General features: G+C 67.7%; 17 protein-coding genes and 1 tRNA gene. 6 read left to right on the forward strand and 12 right to left on the reverse strand.

The window, feature by feature from the left end; genetic code table 11:
* The first annotated feature begins 228 nt into the window (after positions 1-228).
* Positions 229-609 carry a hypothetical protein gene (locus tag NL126_RS09670; RefSeq protein ID WP_255198711.1) on the forward strand — a complete coding sequence of 127 codons (381 nt, stop codon included), beginning with the start codon at positions 229-231 and terminating at the stop codon, positions 607-609.
* A gap of 266 nt (positions 610-875) precedes the next feature.
* Here NL126_RS09670 and NL126_RS09675 read toward each other — a convergent pair whose 3' ends face one another.
* From NL126_RS09675 to NL126_RS09685, 3 genes are all read right to left on the reverse strand, one after another.
* Positions 876-1,511, reverse strand: coding sequence for an NADPH-dependent F420 reductase (locus tag NL126_RS09675; RefSeq protein WP_255198712.1), 636 nt, complete (start codon positions 1,509-1,511; stop codon positions 876-878).
* Between the two features lie 51 nt (positions 1,512-1,562).
* Positions 1,563-2,141, reverse strand: coding sequence for a hypothetical protein (locus NL126_RS09680; protein ID WP_255198713.1), 579 nt, complete (start codon positions 2,139-2,141; stop codon positions 1,563-1,565).
* Between the two features lie 159 nt (positions 2,142-2,300).
* Positions 2,301-3,656: an ATP-grasp domain-containing protein gene (locus tag NL126_RS09685; protein ID WP_255198714.1), complete on the reverse strand. Its 1,356-nt coding sequence runs from the start codon at positions 3,654-3,656 to the stop codon at positions 2,301-2,303.
* 144 nt (positions 3,657-3,800) lie between these two features.
* On the opposite strand from NL126_RS09685, the gene NL126_RS09690 reads away from it, so the two are divergent.
* A complete protein-coding gene (locus NL126_RS09690) occupies positions 3,801-4,313 on the forward strand; it encodes a GNAT family N-acetyltransferase (RefSeq protein WP_255198715.1) in 513 nt (170 codons plus the stop codon).
* Between the two features lie 3 nt (positions 4,314-4,316).
* On the opposite strand, the gene NL126_RS09695 is transcribed toward NL126_RS09690, so the two are convergent.
* The 3 genes from NL126_RS09695 to NL126_RS09705 all read right to left on the reverse strand — a co-directional run bounded on the left by NL126_RS09695 (position 4,317) and on the right by NL126_RS09705 (position 6,923).
* A complete protein-coding gene (locus tag NL126_RS09695; protein WP_255198716.1) occupies positions 4,317-5,132 on the reverse strand; it encodes a DUF7537 family lipoprotein in 816 nt (271 codons plus the stop codon).
* A 136-nt stretch (positions 5,133-5,268) separates the two neighbouring features.
* Positions 5,269-6,258, reverse strand: coding sequence for a YndJ family protein (locus NL126_RS09700; protein ID WP_255198717.1), 990 nt, complete (start codon positions 6,256-6,258; stop codon positions 5,269-5,271).
* A complete protein-coding gene (locus NL126_RS09705) occupies positions 6,255-6,923 on the reverse strand; it encodes a DUF4166 domain-containing protein (protein ID WP_255198718.1) in 669 nt (222 codons plus the stop codon). Before NL126_RS09705 ends, NL126_RS09700 begins: the two co-directional genes overlap by 4 nt.
* 138 nt (positions 6,924-7,061) lie before the next feature.
* Here NL126_RS09705 and NL126_RS09710 point away from each other — a divergent pair, with 138 nt between their 5' ends.
* Together NL126_RS09710 and NL126_RS09715 are read left to right on the forward strand one after the other, a co-directional pair.
* A complete protein-coding gene (locus NL126_RS09710; protein ID WP_255198719.1) occupies positions 7,062-8,504 on the forward strand; it encodes an alpha/beta hydrolase family protein in 1,443 nt (480 codons plus the stop codon).
* 356 nt (positions 8,505-8,860) lie between these two features.
* A tRNA-Ile gene (locus NL126_RS09715) sits at positions 8,861-8,985 on the forward strand.
* Positions 8,986-9,056: 71 nt separating this feature from the next.
* Here NL126_RS09715 and NL126_RS09720 read toward each other — a convergent pair.
* Positions 9,057-9,584, reverse strand: a complete 528-nt coding sequence (locus tag NL126_RS09720) for a hypothetical protein (protein WP_255198720.1) — start codon at positions 9,582-9,584, stop codon at positions 9,057-9,059.
* Positions 9,585-10,130: 546 nt separating this feature from the next.
* Here NL126_RS09720 and NL126_RS09725 point away from each other — a divergent pair.
* A complete protein-coding gene (locus tag NL126_RS09725) occupies positions 10,131-10,472 on the forward strand; it encodes a hypothetical protein (protein ID WP_255198721.1) in 342 nt (113 codons plus the stop codon).
* Positions 10,473-10,481: 9 nt separating this feature from the next.
* Here NL126_RS09725 and NL126_RS09730 read toward each other — a convergent pair whose 3' ends face one another.
* Positions 10,482-10,835, reverse strand: a complete 354-nt coding sequence (locus NL126_RS09730) for a TRAM domain-containing protein (RefSeq protein WP_255198722.1) — start codon at positions 10,833-10,835, stop codon at positions 10,482-10,484.
* Positions 10,836-11,062: 227 nt separating this feature from the next.
* Here NL126_RS09730 and NL126_RS09735 point away from each other — a divergent pair, with 227 nt between their 5' ends.
* Positions 11,063-11,776, forward strand: a complete 714-nt coding sequence (locus NL126_RS09735) for a sterol carrier protein (RefSeq protein WP_255198723.1) — start codon at positions 11,063-11,065, stop codon at positions 11,774-11,776.
* Position 11,777: 1 nt separating this feature from the next.
* On the opposite strand, the gene NL126_RS09740 is transcribed toward NL126_RS09735, so the two are convergent.
* The 4 genes from NL126_RS09740 to NL126_RS09755 all read right to left on the reverse strand — a co-directional run bounded on the left by NL126_RS09740 (position 11,778) and on the right by NL126_RS09755 (position 13,658).
* A complete protein-coding gene (locus tag NL126_RS09740) occupies positions 11,778-11,945 on the reverse strand; it encodes a hypothetical protein (RefSeq protein ID WP_255198724.1) in 168 nt (55 codons plus the stop codon).
* 123 nt (positions 11,946-12,068) lie between these two features.
* Positions 12,069-12,449 carry an ArsR/SmtB family transcription factor gene (locus tag NL126_RS09745; protein ID WP_255198725.1) on the reverse strand — a complete coding sequence of 127 codons (381 nt, stop codon included), beginning with the start codon at positions 12,447-12,449 and terminating at the stop codon, positions 12,069-12,071.
* Positions 12,450-12,521: 72 nt separating this feature from the next.
* Positions 12,522-13,187 carry a helix-turn-helix domain-containing protein gene (locus tag NL126_RS09750; protein WP_255198726.1) on the reverse strand — a complete coding sequence of 222 codons (666 nt, stop codon included), beginning with the start codon at positions 13,185-13,187 and terminating at the stop codon, positions 12,522-12,524.
* A gap of 18 nt (positions 13,188-13,205) precedes the next feature.
* Positions 13,206-13,658 (reverse strand): pyridoxamine 5'-phosphate oxidase family protein, encoded by a 453-nt coding sequence (locus NL126_RS09755; RefSeq protein ID WP_255198727.1) that lies wholly within the window; start codon positions 13,656-13,658, stop codon positions 13,206-13,208.
* Positions 13,659-13,670: the final 12 nt, after the last annotated feature.

Genomic DNA, 13,670 nt, shown 5'->3' on the forward strand with positions numbered 1-13,670 from the left:
CCGGTCCGGTGGTACTACTCCGTTCGTGGTGGTTTTACGAACGCGTTAGAATCTTTTAGACGTTTTATACTCACCTGAGAACGATTATCTCTCGATGGGGTTTCGACGGACGGCTGGAACGGACGTGTCGCGATCGAGCACGCCGGCGGGTTCCCGTCGGGACCCACCACCGTATCCACAGGCAGTCGGGCCCAACCGTCATCCGTCGCGCGGCCGTAGTGGCTGACGATGGAGACACTCGAACTGCCCACCGACGAGACGGTGACGCCCGACGACGTGTTCCTGTTCGGCGGCTACCCGTACCGGTTCGTTCCCGGAGAGGGCGAGGGGTTCACCCTCTCGCCGCTCTACTGGGGTGGCGGCGACATGGACATCCCGTTTCGCGACCGGGAGGAACTGGCATTCCGGTGGGGTGACGACGGCGACGCGAGCGGGCCGATGACCGACGAGGCGTGGCGCGAGTGGCTCGCCGAGCGCCGGGACGACGACCGGTTCGACGAGGCGGAACTCGACGCGCTCGCGCGGGAACTCGGGGTGGCGGAGGATGGGGGTCACGACGGGGACGACAACGGGCTGGTCGGGCGGCTTCGCGACCGGCTCGGGCGCTGATTGGCGGCATATTCGTGGGTGGCAGCGGTACGTCCGTGAGGGCCGGCACCACGACCCCCGGGGCTGTTCGATGGAAACCTATTATACCTATGATGTACAATAAGCAATTAACCATGGCGACACGCCAGCAGTCCGCCACCGGGGCGGCCATGGAGGGTTCGTACCACTCGTGTAGCTGCGGAGCCACCTTCGAGTCGACGGAGGCCCTCCTCGCACACGCCCGTGAGGACCACGGGCTCTCGCCGGCGTAGCGCCCACCCACACTTCTACTGGACGACCGTGAACGCGTGGCCGTAGGTCTCGAGGTCACCTGCCAGTCGCACCCACAGCGGCACCAGCGCCTCCAGATAGCGCGCGGACCTGATGTCGCCGACGTCGCGGACCTCCGGCCAGCCGAGGTCGGCGAGTATCTCGGCGGTCTTCGCTTTCGCGTCCGTGTGGTCGCCACAGATGAACATCGGCGGCGTCTCGGCCTCGAACTCGGGGTCGACCATCTGGGCGTTCGAGACGGTGTTGAAACACTTCACGACGTACGCGTCGGCGAGCGTCGCCTGGACGCGTTCACCGAGCGAGTCCGTCCCCCCGAACAGGAGGTGGGCGTCGCCCGTCGAGAAATCGAGCGGGTTCGTCGCGTCGAGGACGAGCGTGCCCGTGAACCGCTCGGCCCCTGCGAGGTCGAGGACGTCCTCGACGGCGTCGCCGCGAACCGCGAGCACTGCGACGTCGCCGTAGCCTGCGGCGTCGGCGAACGAGCCGGCCGCGACGCCGGCCTCCTCGGCCCACGCCGCGAGCTCGTCGGGACTACGCGTGCCGACGAGGACGTCCCAGCCGTGCCGGGCGAAGCCCGTCGCGAGCGCACGTCCCACGTCCCCGCTCCCAAGAATCCCGATTTTGTCGGCCATGCCGTCGCTATACGTCGGCCGCGAACATAATCTCGCAGCCGGTCAGAAGACTCAGTCGAACACGTCGACGAGCGCGTCGCGGTCGCGTCTGCGCGCGGCCGAGACCTCGCGGGGGAGCCCCGCCTCGTCGAGCAGCGACTCGAACGCCAGGGGGTAGTGGTAGCCGCTCCGCTGGGCCTGTCTGCGCGCTTCCAGCACCTGCCGGGCGCGCTCGACCGCGGTCTCGCTGGCGTCGAGTTCGACGGCACACTCTTCGACGGTGTGGCCGGCGTCGAGCGCCGTCGCGAGCGCCCGAAGGTCGACCGCCCCCTTCCTGTCCGTCTCGCGGAACAGGTGGAGGTGGAGCCGGGCGCGACGGACGACGCCGGTTCCGACCCCGAGTTCGTCGGCGATGGCGGCATCGTCGGTGTCGGCGTAGAACGCGCGGACGACCGTCACCAGCGCGTCGTCGTCGAGCGACGTGCGGAAGCCGTACTCGTCGCGCATCTCCGTGACGAGGCGCCGGAGCGCGGTGTCGAGCTGGCGCTCGCTCGGAAGCGTGTGGCTGTCGTGCTGCTGGTGTTCGGTGAACGTCGTTTCGGTGGTCAGTCGGGCGAACAGCTCTCGGAGCTCGTCGGTCTTGCTGGACATGATGGTGGAGGACTCCGGGCGGCGTGTAGGTGGCTCGTGAGCGTGCTGTAGGCCGACCGGTCGGCTGGAACACGACCGCTCACGCCGGAGGAATCTTACGTTCCTCTACGTCGTCCGTGTATTTCTGTCGTTCGGCGGGCCGATGTGCCGACCGACCGGTCACTCGTCGGCCTGGTACTCGTCGTGGTCCTCGATCTGCCGGCTCACGTCCAGCCGGTAGTGTTTGAGGACGTCCCGGCCGAGCAAGACGGGATGGGTCATGTGCCCGCGGTCCTCGATGTTCGCGGAGACGGTGTGCTGGTCGCCCTGAATGCCGATGACGAGGTCGACCACCGGGCGACTCCGCCGCTGTTTCGTACTGCCCGACCGGGCCCGCGAGATGGTGTGGATGGGGCCGGCACCGATGTCGGCGGCCAGCCGGAGGTCGATGCTCGTCCGCGCCGCGCCCGAGTCGGACTTCGCGACCACCGTCTTCGTTCCCGTCGTGCCGCTGATAGCGACGTACTCGGTGAACCCGATGGTCGTCGGCTCCTCGAACGCCATCGCCTCGGGCGTCGGCGTACAGCTCGGCCGTGAGTCGTCGAGCGTCGACGCCAGTTGGTCGACCCGCTCGGGCGAGACGCTCCCACCCGCCCGCTCGATGGCCAGCTGCGCGATGTACGGCGCGGGACTTCGGCCCGTCGCCCGGTAGAGCCCCTTGAACCCGGCCGTGGGGTTCACTTCGAGGACGTACCAGCCGTCGGCGCCCTCGATGAGGTCGACACCGGCCATGTCGAGCCCGACCGTCGCGGCCGCCTCCCGGGCGATCTCCAGCACGGCCGGGGGTGCCCGGTCGGTCGCGTCCTCGACGTCACCGCCGAGCGCGACGTTCGCCCGCCAGTCGCCCGCGGCGGCGATGCGAACCATCGCGCCGACGACCTCGCCGTCGACGAGATACACCCGGAGGTCGCGCGGCCGCTGGCCGGGCCGGCCGATGAGCTCCTGGATGAACGCCCGACGCTTCCCGACCTTGGCGGTGACGAGTTCGTTCTGTCCGAGCTTCCACGCGCCGCCGCCGTGGGTGCCGATGGCGGTCTTGTAGACCACTTCCTCGCCGAACTCCTCGCGGATGCGGTTGAGCGTCTCGCTGCTGAGCGCGAGCGCCGTCCGCGGCACCGGGAGGTGCGCGCCGACCATCGCCGCGGCCGTCGCGGTCTTGTGGGCAGCCAGGGCCGTCGCAGCCGGTCGGTTGAGCATCGGTCGCACGCGGTCAAGCGTCATCGCCAGCCCCAGCTCCTCGGCCGGCTGGTCGGTGTTCGAGAGCAGCAGCCGGTTGACGACGATGTCGACGTCGGGGATGAGCCGCACCGCCCCGTCGTCGAACCGGACGACGGTGTTCTCCTCGCGGAGCCACTCCGGCCGGTGGCCGAGCGCCTCGACCGCGTTCAGGATGGCCTTCGTCTCCTTGCTCTCGTGGAGGCTGAGCACGCCGACGCGGACCGGGTCGGCGACGGTGTCCGGTGGTGTGCGAGACATCTATCCCCTCGGATTGGACGCCCGGGAGTATCAATCGACCCCCGGTCTTCCCGGCGAGACGCTCTCTCCCGGGGCGGTGGCCACTCCCGGTGAGCCGCCACTCCCGGCGAAACGCCTAATCCGAAGCGTGACGCTTGTTGTCGTATGTCAATCAGAGAGGCGACCCGCGACGACATCGAGGCGATCCGTGAGGTGGCCCGGCACTCGTGGGCGGCGGACCCGCCGGCCGTCGTGAGCCGCGAGACGGTCACGGACCGCGTCGACGAGTGGTACGCCCCCGACCGGCTGGCCGACGACATCGCCCGGCCGCGTGCGCTCGTGCTCGTCGCCGACGAGGGTGGTGTCGTCGGCTTCTCCCACGCCGTGCTCTCGGCGGCGACGGGCCACGTCCTCCGGCTGTACGTCGACCCCGACCACCGTGGCCGGGGGCTCGGTGGCGAGCTCCTGACGGCGACCCGCGACGCGCTGTTCGACCGCGGCGCCGAGACGCTCCAGGCGATGGTGCTAACCGAGAACGAGCCGGGGAACGCGTTTTACCGCGCGTTCGGGTTCGAGCCGGTCGGTGAGGCCGAGACCACTATCGGGGGCGAACCGCACCCCGAGACCACGTACGTGCTAGAGCGAACGGTGGAGAGCGAGCAGTCACCCGCGAACTGAGCCTCAGTTGCCGGTCTGTGCCCGCGCGTCGTCGAGCCAGTCGGGGGCCTCGACGGTCGTCGACCCCACACCGGAGAGCGAGTACTCCCACGCCCCGTTCACGCGCTGTCCGTCGTTCGTCGTGCCGTCGAACGTCCACGACTCGTAGCGGGCGAGCCCGTCGGCGTCGACCAGCACGACGTAGTCGACGTCGAACTCGTCGAAGTCGCTGGGCTGAGAGCCGACGGTCGCCATCCCGGTCCAGATCGTCGACGCGTTGGCCGACAGCTCGTACCGGTCGACGCGGACGCCGTTGTACGTCTCGGTCCCCACCTTCTCGAGGCTGTCCGTGTCGGTGTCGTAGACGGTCGTCCGCGCCAGCGACTCCGAGAGGACGTCGAAGTCCGCCTGTGGCTCTGCCTGGTAGAACACGGCGTCACCGCTGCCGACCTGCGTGTACGCGATGCCGTCGGCGATGAACCGCTCGAACGAGCCCCCAGCGGGCTCGCCAGCCTGCTCGGAGGTCACCACGATGTGGGCGCGGCTCGCCTCCAGGTCGGCCCGGTAGGTGTACGCCACCGTACTCTCGACGCCGTCGGCGTCCGTGCCGCTGTAGCGCCACGCCGCGGTGAAGCTCTCCGCGGACCGCAGCGTGCTCTCCGGGTCGGTCAGGTCGAGGGCTGCATCGCCGCCGCCAGCCGCCCCGGTCGTGGCGCCGTCGTTGCCGGTCGGGGCCACGGGTGTCGCCGTGTCGGCCGCCCCGGGGCCCCCGGCGCCACTACAGCCAGCGAGAACGAGCAGGAGTGCGACTGCGAGGGCCGGAAGCGTACGGGCGAACATGGGTCCGCGTGGGCCGTCGGGTACCATAAGTAGTCGTCCGTTCCAGCCCCCTGCGACAATTCAGCCCCCACCGTGGGCATCGACGGGGTCCGCGGACGCCCCGGCCGTCACTAACTGGTGGCTACCCCCCGAGTAATCAGTTTCTTCTGGCCACTGAGCGGCCCGTCACGCTCGGCACCGACAGCCGCCACCCGACCATCGCCAGCAGGCCGAAACCGAAGGCGTTGAGCGAGCCGTGGAGCGCGACCATCGTACCGATGCCGAGCCCGAGGTCGCCTCCTGTGAATACGGCGACGGCGTAGCCGAGCGCCAGCAGCATCGAGACGGGGAGGGCCAGCGCGGACGCCGCGAGCAGCACGCCCTGTGTGCGGGGACGAGTTGGTGCGACCGCGAGGACGACGTAGCCGCCGAGGGCGGCGACCGCGGCGGTGAACCCACCGACTGCGACGAGTTCGACGACCGGCGAGAACGAGATGCCGACCGCGATGAGCGCGGGCCCGACGAGGACGACGGCGGCGAGGACGCGGTAGCCGCGGCCGGGGGCGACCCGGCCGACCAGTCCCGTCGCCACCGGGAGGACGAACCCGGCGTAGTGGAAGTGGACCGCCGTGAGGCGTACGATGACCGGCTCGAACCAGAGCGTGACGCCGAGCGTGGAGAGAACGAGCGCGACGGCGCCGACCGAGACGTACGCCAGTCCCGCGTCGATTACGGTTTCAGCGAGCGGCCACGGCCCGCGATGCTCGATGCGACCCAGGGCGACGAGTCCCAGCAGGCCGGTCACGACCAGCCACGGAACGGCGAGGAGGGCTGCGACCCAGCCCGAACCGGACCACAGGAGCGAGCCGAGGAGCGCGAGCGCGCCGACGGGCTGCCAGCGGACGGCGACCGCACGGCGTCGGCGGGTCCGGCGGTCGATGGTCCCCGAGAGGGCGACGCCGAGCCCCAGCGGGACGAGCACGAGCGGGGCGAGTGCGAGCGCCCGGTCGATGGGGCCGAGGCCGCCGACGAGCGTCGCTGCGACCCACGCGACGGCACCGACACCCGCCGAGAGGTCGGTGACGGCCACGTCCGTCCCACGCACCCGGGGGCCGGTGATTCGCGGGAGTCGCCGGGTCGTGGTCACGGTGGGAGCGAGGCGAGCCCGCGTGTCGGTTTCAGGGCCGGTGGCACCCGCTCCCACTCCTCGAGCGTCTGCGTGAACGTCCCCTGATAGCGCAGGATTCGGCCCACGAGCGGGCTCTCGACGGTGCCGAGGACGTGGTACTGCTCCTCGTCGTCGTCGTAGCGGTCGCGGACGGTCACCGTCGCCGCCGTGGGACCGGGCAGCGGGACGTAGCGGCCGCCGACGTGGAGCCACTGTTTGCCGCCGTCGACGGCGAGCGCGCCGTCCTCGACACGCGGATGGAGTTCGGAGGCGAGCAGTCCCCCCGTTCCCAGAAAGTCGAACAGCCGTTCCCGGTCGTGGTCCCAGACGGTGAGCGAGTCGAACACGCGGCGCGTCGAATCGAACTCGAACTCGCGGCGCGTGGTCAGCACCTCGCGGCCGGCATCGCGCCAGCCGGTCGTCGTGACGGTGAACGGCACGTCGTCGCCCGTCTCGGGGAACAGGAGGTTGCGTGCCGGCATCGCGTACAGCGCGGGGAGCGCGAGCGTGCCGTGGTCGATGTCCATCTCGCCGTGACCGACGCAGACGACGCCGTCGTCCGGGCCGATGCCGTACCGCTCGCGGACCTTCGGGTGGAGGTCGTCGGCCGCGTCGCCGAGCGCGTGCTCGTAGACGCCGGTCATGCGACCGTTGCCTCGTTCATGGCTCGGGGTAGGGCCACTCGGGTCAATAGTGTTGGCAACGCGTCACGACGTGGGCGGTAAATACCCACAGCGATACTCGGCAGTAGCTTCACCCGGTGACTCCCTGAGTGGTGAGCCATGTCTGAGGACCCGACCAGACGCTCGCTGTTGAAAGCCGCGGGCGCGACCGCCGCGGGCCTGACGCTCGCGACCGGTGGTGCCGCCGCAGACCACGCCGAAGACGACCCCGTGTACCCGTCGCCGGCGTGGTACCGCCGCGAGCAGCGGAACTACGCCCGGACCCGCGAGGAACCGACGCGACAGGCGAACGACCCGGCGTTCCAGGAGCGCCTCGAGACGCAGAGCGCGCTGAACACGGCGGCGTTCCGCCAGCGGGCGGTCGACGAACCCGGGTGGAACAGCGAGGGGAACCTCTGTAAGGAGTACGCCGAGCAGTGCTGTGGCGACCCGTATCTGTACCCGGCGAGCGAGGTGTACGCGGGCGACCCGTTCTACGACCGCGTCCAGCGCGAACGCGTGGCGTTCTTCGACTCCGGGCTCGATTCGGATGCAGGTGGGGCCCGCCTCACGGGTTACGTGTGGGCGCCTACGGACGCCGAGCCGGGCGCCGACCTCCCGGGCGTGGTCATCACCAACGGCTCGGTACAGGCCTCACAGACGCTCTACTGGTGGTTCGCGACGACGCTCGTCGACAACGGCTACGTCGTGCTCACCTACGACCCGCGGGGGCAGGGCCGCTCGGACACCGCCACGCCCGATGGCACGCTCGGGACGAACGCCAACCCGAGCGTGTTCGTGACGAACCAGGTCGACGCCATCGACTTCTTCCGGTCGACGCCCGAGGACCCGTACCCGCACAACCAGGGACGCACCGAGGCCCCCGACGTCTTCGTCGAGTACAACCCCTTCTTCGACCTGCTCGACCACTCGCGGCTCGGCATCGCCGGGCACTCACTCGGTGCACAGGGTGTGAGCGTAGTCCAGGGGCTCGGTGCCGAGGGGAGCGGCGGGCCGTGGCCCGGCGCGCTCGACGAGGAGAACCCCGTCGACGTGGCGCTCGCGTGGGACAACCTGAGCGCCGCGGGGAGCGAACTCGCGGGCTACACGGTCGTCCCGCGGGTGCCGGCGATGGGCCAGTCGGCCGACTACTACCTCACGCCGTCCCCGAAGACGAGCCCGCCCGACCCGGACGAGAAGCTCGGCGGGTTCCAGTCGTGGCGCGACGCCGGCGTGTCGAGCTACCAGCTGAACGTCCGGGGTGGCACCCACTACGAGTGGTCGCTCGTCCCGACGTTCCCGGCGACCGACTGGGAGTCGTGGGGGAACGAACTCGCCGACCACTTCTCGCTGGCGTGGCTCGACCGCTGGCTCAAACGCCCCGGCGAACCCGGCTTCGGGACCGGGACCGACCGCCTGCGCGAACTCTCCGAGGAGCCGTGGCAGGAGCGACTGTCGTTCTACTACCGCTCGGCGTACGATTTCGTCGGCCGGGGCGCACCCAGAAGCGAGGGCAGGCGGCTGGTCTGTACGGACGCCGCGGCCGGGTGTGCGGAGAAGTGACACGGCGGTGGGAGACCGAGAGTATCCCCACTGGCGCCGCGGGCGGGCGTCGTGGGTGCGTCTGCCTCACGTGATCGCGGACGAGTCGCAGTCCGGACAACGGTCGATGGCGTCGTCGAGGCGGGCGAGGTCGTCACGCCCACAGTCGAGGCAGATGCGGACCATGGCGGTCGTCCCCATCGTCCGCCGTTTCAGCGTCTGACGACATAATTATTCGGGCCGAATGTGTCGATAGCGAACGTGTGACGTACGTTCTCCTCCGGAGGGCTATGTTCGGTGGCCGTTGTCACCGCCTCGTCGGTCGACTGTGGTACCTCGTAGCGTTTAAGATAGCAGACGGAATACCCAGACGCAGAGGGCCCTTAGCTTAGTCTGGTTATAGCACCCGGCTCATATCAGACGTCTGGTGGCCGAGTCCCGAACATCGTCACCAGCGCTGTGGGACACCGGGCGGTCGCTGGTTCAAATCCGGCAGGGCCCATCGAACCGCACCGCGACAGCGGTGCGTGTGAGATCTCACCTGCCGATTTGAACAATAGATTGATTTTCTCCCTATGAGATCGTATGGTTTCTGCGTTTAGCTAATCCTTCTATCCCGTACGCAGATGCCATGACGGCCCCTCCGAGGAATGATACGACACCACCAGCCGCGAGCAAGCCTAATCCTATCTCTGCGAGTTTGCCTGCGGAGACAATCCCCAACGACACTTCTCCTATTGCGACAGCGAGATAGGCGATTAGTAACACGCCTCCAACTACAAATGCGCCAGCACCGCAAATCGCGACCATTCTCCCGATTTCGCTAAGTTCTCTGCAGACACGCTGGATACTGGCGATTTCGGGATGAACAACGGTTGCAGGCTCCTCTGGACCTAACACCCAAATTCGGGTGTTTCCGATCTTCCGCGTACCGACTCGGTCTTCATCGTGAAGATCGTTAAGCCGGTTTCTCGTCTGAGCTCCATCGACTTCCAGAAATTCTGCAATTTCGGAAGTGCCGAGTACGTCTTCATCTGACCGACGTAGCACGTTCAGAATCTCCTCATCTGTGGTCCCACCCTCTTCGGATCTCTTGAACATGGTTAGTTGAACGCAGAGGCCACGGCGGCCACACCGATTATCACGAGTGATGTCAGTCCGGCCAACACAAAAATCGCTCCCCAAGAGCCGTAGTTTACGAAACCTCCCGAGGGGAGCTCACTCGCAAACAGGAGAAACACGAATCCACCGAATACGAGCGCGACTGCTGCTTCAATCGGCTGACTGCTCCCATTCATGATTTCACCCCATTGAACCTCTGGTCTATTTGCAAGCGTCCATGAACTGCGCGATATGGTTCTAACATCGCAGGTAATCGTACCGTAGAGCGGCTAATAATGGGTATTCTTCGTTTAGTACTTAAGCAGATTATTCCGTTCACGCAAAATGACTGGTTCGCTGTCGCTGAACGCTCATTTCCCCACGGCAAAATCCGATTTCGTTATAACGAAACCAAGTTAGGGGGCCGGGATTGGTAGTAATGGCTATCTCGGAAAACAATCTAATCTTTCTGCCACTATGGACCATTCTCCCCTCCGGCTACGAACCAGGAACAGGGTTATCTCTCCACTCAGCCATGTGTGACCTATGGGCGACACGAAAGCCGGCCGCGAGCGCCAGGCACTCAAGGCGGAGCGACAGCAGCGAGACCGTGAGTTGCAGGAGGCGCTCGCTCGTGTCGAGGAGGCGGAACCGGCACTCGACGAGGGACCGCGCATCTGTCACTACCGTGGCTGTACCGAACTCGCCACGTTCCTCGTCGTCGAGCGGTACCTCGAGGAGACGGGTCACGGCTCGGTGACCGCCGAGGCTGCGATGTGTCAGGCGCACGCCGACGACGAGTCGCCCACGAACCTCGACCACGCCTACTCCGGCTACCTGTTCAAGGTCGAGCCGCTCCCGGCCCTGTTCGAACTCGACGAGGAGTAGCTCAGTAGCTCAGACGCGTTCGACGAACGCCGCGTCCGCCGAGGTGTGTCCCTGATTGAACGACAGCACCTTCGCGCGGATGACGTCGCCCTCTTCGAGACCGTCCGGCACGTCCTCGGTGAAGAGGACGAACCCCTCGACCTTCCCGACCGCGACCTGTGCGCCCGAGTGGTGGTCGGTGAACTCCGTGATGCCGAACGTGTGGGTCTCGCCGATGTCGACCGGCGGCTCGCGCTCCTGTGCGGCCTCGTGGGCGCGTCGCGACTCGTCGGCCGCCCCGGACCGCTGGCTGAGGACGGCCGCCCCCACCAGCAGCACGACGATGCCGAGGCTGACCCCGGCGAGCAGCGGGAGGTGCTCCATGTCGCCGCCATCGGACCGAGAGGTGTTATAGATGGTGCGGGGCGGAACCGCACGGCTGTTCTCGTAGGAGGAAGCCGACAGCCGGGACGGACCTGCCCCGGTGATGGCGACCTGACTGCCCGTATATAAATCGTTCTGGGACTTTATGAACCACTAATAGGTAGGCCCACCAGTACAAGCTACTGCTTATTAGTAACTGGTCCGTGATAGCAGAGTAGGTGGCTACCATGCGATACTTTCCCACGGAACAGTGGCTCGAGGAGTACGGCCGGTTGCTCGAGGAGAGCGGCACGCTCGACGGCGTCGCGACCGGCTGGGGCGTCGGCTTCGACGGCGACGTGCTGTTCGTCATCGAGGACCTGCCGCTAGCGGAGACGACGCTCGGCGACCTGCCCGAGCCAGTGTTGGCCGACCTGCCCGAGGGGATACAGGCGAGTATCGAGGACGTGACGCTCGCGGAGGCGCCGACGTACTTCGACGAGGGCGTCCGGGAGTCGCTGCCGGGGCCGGCGGCGATGCTCCTCGACCAGCTCGAAGCGTCCGTCGTCGACGGCGACGTCTACGCGTACATCGGGCTCGTCGAGGGCCACTGCACGGGCGTCGAACTGCTCGAGTCTCCCGACGAGCGCGAGGTGGGGTTCGTCATTCGCGGTGACTACACGGTCTGGCGGCAGATCATCGACGGCCGACCCGCGGCCTCGGCGCTGTTGAGCAACGACCTCACTATCGAGGGGAGCTGGTTCCGGCTGGGGCAGTACGCAGCCGTCCCGCAGCTGCTCGGGGACATCGCCGCGGAGGTCGAGACGGTCCACCTGTTCCAGGGAGCGGAGACGTCGACCAGCGACGCGCTGCTCGACGAGGCGGTACGAACGCCGGTCGCGGTCCAGCGGCTGGCTCAGCGCCAGGCGACGTTGGTCTCGCGGACGTTCGGCTTCCTGTAGCTCAGCGCATCCTGTCGAGCGCGCACACGGTGTCGGAGATGAGCCACGCCGTCTCGCTGTCTGTCTCCTCGATACTCAACGCGAAGAACGATTCTCGGCCGTCGTCGACGGTGATACGGTAGCCTTCCGCCGTCAACGTGGGGACTGGTTCCGGCTCGGTTCTTGCCACAGTCTCCCCGATGGGCTCGACACTCAAGTGGCAGTCGATTCCAGTCCAATACTGCCGCAAACGGGCTCGACGGGCGCTCTGTCGGGCGGTTTATCGGTGTGGTAATGCGGCCAAACTGTCGGCTCATCGCCACCGGGCGCTCGGCCGCGACCGTTCGGCGTCGGTGACGAGCACGACGGACACGCCGCCGTCCTCGATGCGAACGACGACGTCGTCTGCCACGCTGGCGTACTCGGTGGTGTGGTGGCCGGTGCGACTGAGCCGGAGCGAGCCCTCGACGAGGCCGGCGTCGGCGAGCCGTTCGAGCTTGCGGTACGCCGTCGAGAGCGGGAGACCGTGGCGCTCGTGGAGCTCCGCGGCGGTCAGCGGTTCGCTGGCGATGGCCGCGAGGATGTGTCGGCATTCGTCATCGTTGAACGCGGAGAGGACCGAATCGGCGTCGAGCCTCGTCGACCGACCGACGGCAGAGGGCGTGGCGACCGCCGAACACGAGTTGGAAGACATACCCGAGTCGACGGCCCTGTCGGTGACCAGTCTACACCCCCGCTATCCGGGACGGTTTATACGTGCCGTCGGCTACCGCGCCTCGAGAATCTCGCCGAGCAGCTTCGACTGTGCGACCGCGAGGTGCTCGGAGAACGTCGAGGGGTCGATGTCGAGTGCCGCCGCGACCTCGGTGGCGTTCGCCCCACGCGGGCGGTCGAAGTAGCCCATCTCGTAGGCCGTCGCGACGACCTCCAACTGGCGTTCGGTGAGCTTCCCACGGTCGACGAACACGGTGTCCTCGGGATGGCCGCTCGTCGGCGACCGGACCAGCCGCCGGATGTCCACGTCCGGGAAGTGCTCGCGGAGGTCGGCGACGACGGTCTGGAGCTGGGCGAAGTCGGCAGCGTGGAACGTGACGGTGAGGCGGCCGTCCTGTGCGACGTAGCGCTCGACGGGACAGCCGAACGCCCCGAGCCGCTCGCAGGGGCAGCGGTCCCCCTCGCCGTCGTGGACTCGCCGGAACAGGTGGGTTCGCCCGTACGAGAAGATGGGGTCGAGTTGGAGGTCGTCGGGGACGCGGGTGGCGTCGACCTGGAACTCGGTCACCGACGGGTCGGTCCCGGTCGACACGCTCCGTGTGACCTGGTCGATGGTCGCCCCGGTGGTCGCCGACACCACGGCGATGGGACAGTTCGACGGCGTCGGGAAGGTGACCGTCGCGCGGATCCCTTCCAGCGTGTCGGTCGTGTCGTCCATGTCAGGGCGGGGTCGGGGTTACGCCTCGCGGTCGATGACGATGCGGCGACCGGTCAGCTCCTCGGCGTCGAGCTGGTAGAGGGCGATGTCGAGGTCCGGCTTCGGCTCGGCCCAGACCTCGAAGAGGGGGCGTTTCGCCGCCCCGTACTGTTCGATGTGCTCGACCGTCAGCTCGTCGTGGGGGACGTGTTCGAGGTGGCCGGTCGCGATGACGCTCCGGTACGTCTCACCGTCCTCCTCGTAGACGACGAGCTTGGCTGCCGGTGTGGAGTCGAGGAACGCCCGCTTCTTGCTCTCGGGCGTCGAGACGAGACGGAGGTAGAACCGATCGTTCGAGGCGTCGTAGCCGTACGAGATGGGGATGGCGTACGGCGAGTCGTCGCGAGCGAGCGAGAGCACGCCGGTCTCGTGGTCACCGAGGAGGGCGTCGACCGCTGCCGGCTCCATCGCGGTTTGCTCCTTCAGTCCCATTGTATCGTCTAC

The organism is Halorarius litoreus (genome assembly GCF_024362405.1).
Classification (GTDB): domain Archaea; phylum Halobacteriota; class Halobacteria; order Halobacteriales; family Haloarculaceae; genus Halorarius; species Halorarius litoreus.

What these genes read in the sequence shown, in the direction of transcription:
- NL126_RS09730 (WP_255198722.1), bottom strand. Translation starts at nt 10,835, where the DNA reads ATGGAGCACCTCCCGCTGCTCGCCGGGGTCAGCCTCGGCATCGTCGTG.
- NL126_RS09695 (WP_255198716.1), bottom strand. Translation starts at nt 5,132, where the DNA reads ATGTTCGCCCGTACGCTTCCGGCCCTCGCAGTCGCACTCCTGCTCGTT.
- NL126_RS09680 (WP_255198713.1), bottom strand. Translation starts at nt 2,141, where the DNA reads ATGTCCAGCAAGACCGACGAGCTCCGAGAGCTGTTCGCCCGACTGACC.
- NL126_RS09720 (WP_255198720.1), bottom strand. Translation starts at nt 9,584, where the DNA reads ATGTTCAAGAGATCCGAAGAGGGTGGGACCACAGATGAGGAGATTCTG.
- NL126_RS09725 (WP_255198721.1), top strand. Translation starts at nt 10,131, where the DNA reads ATGGGCGACACGAAAGCCGGCCGCGAGCGCCAGGCACTCAAGGCGGAG.
- NL126_RS09710 (WP_255198719.1), top strand. Translation starts at nt 7,062, where the DNA reads ATGTCTGAGGACCCGACCAGACGCTCGCTGTTGAAAGCCGCGGGCGCG.
- NL126_RS09675 (WP_255198712.1), bottom strand. Translation starts at nt 1,511, where the DNA reads ATGGCCGACAAAATCGGGATTCTTGGGAGCGGGGACGTGGGACGTGCG.
- NL126_RS09750 (WP_255198726.1), bottom strand. Translation starts at nt 13,187, where the DNA reads ATGGACGACACGACCGACACGCTGGAAGGGATCCGCGCGACGGTCACC.
- NL126_RS09745 (WP_255198725.1), bottom strand. Translation starts at nt 12,449, where the DNA reads ATGTCTTCCAACTCGTGTTCGGCGGTCGCCACGCCCTCTGCCGTCGGT.
- NL126_RS09670 (WP_255198711.1), top strand. Translation starts at nt 229, where the DNA reads ATGGAGACACTCGAACTGCCCACCGACGAGACGGTGACGCCCGACGAC.
- NL126_RS09755 (WP_255198727.1), bottom strand. Translation starts at nt 13,658, where the DNA reads ATGGGACTGAAGGAGCAAACCGCGATGGAGCCGGCAGCGGTCGACGCC.
- NL126_RS09705 (WP_255198718.1), bottom strand. Translation starts at nt 6,923, where the DNA reads ATGACCGGCGTCTACGAGCACGCGCTCGGCGACGCGGCCGACGACCTC.
- NL126_RS09685 (WP_255198714.1), bottom strand. Translation starts at nt 3,656, where the DNA reads ATGTCTCGCACACCACCGGACACCGTCGCCGACCCGGTCCGCGTCGGC.
- NL126_RS09735 (WP_255198723.1), top strand. Translation starts at nt 11,063, where the DNA reads ATGCGATACTTTCCCACGGAACAGTGGCTCGAGGAGTACGGCCGGTTG.
- NL126_RS09690 (WP_255198715.1), top strand. Translation starts at nt 3,801, where the DNA reads ATGTCAATCAGAGAGGCGACCCGCGACGACATCGAGGCGATCCGTGAG.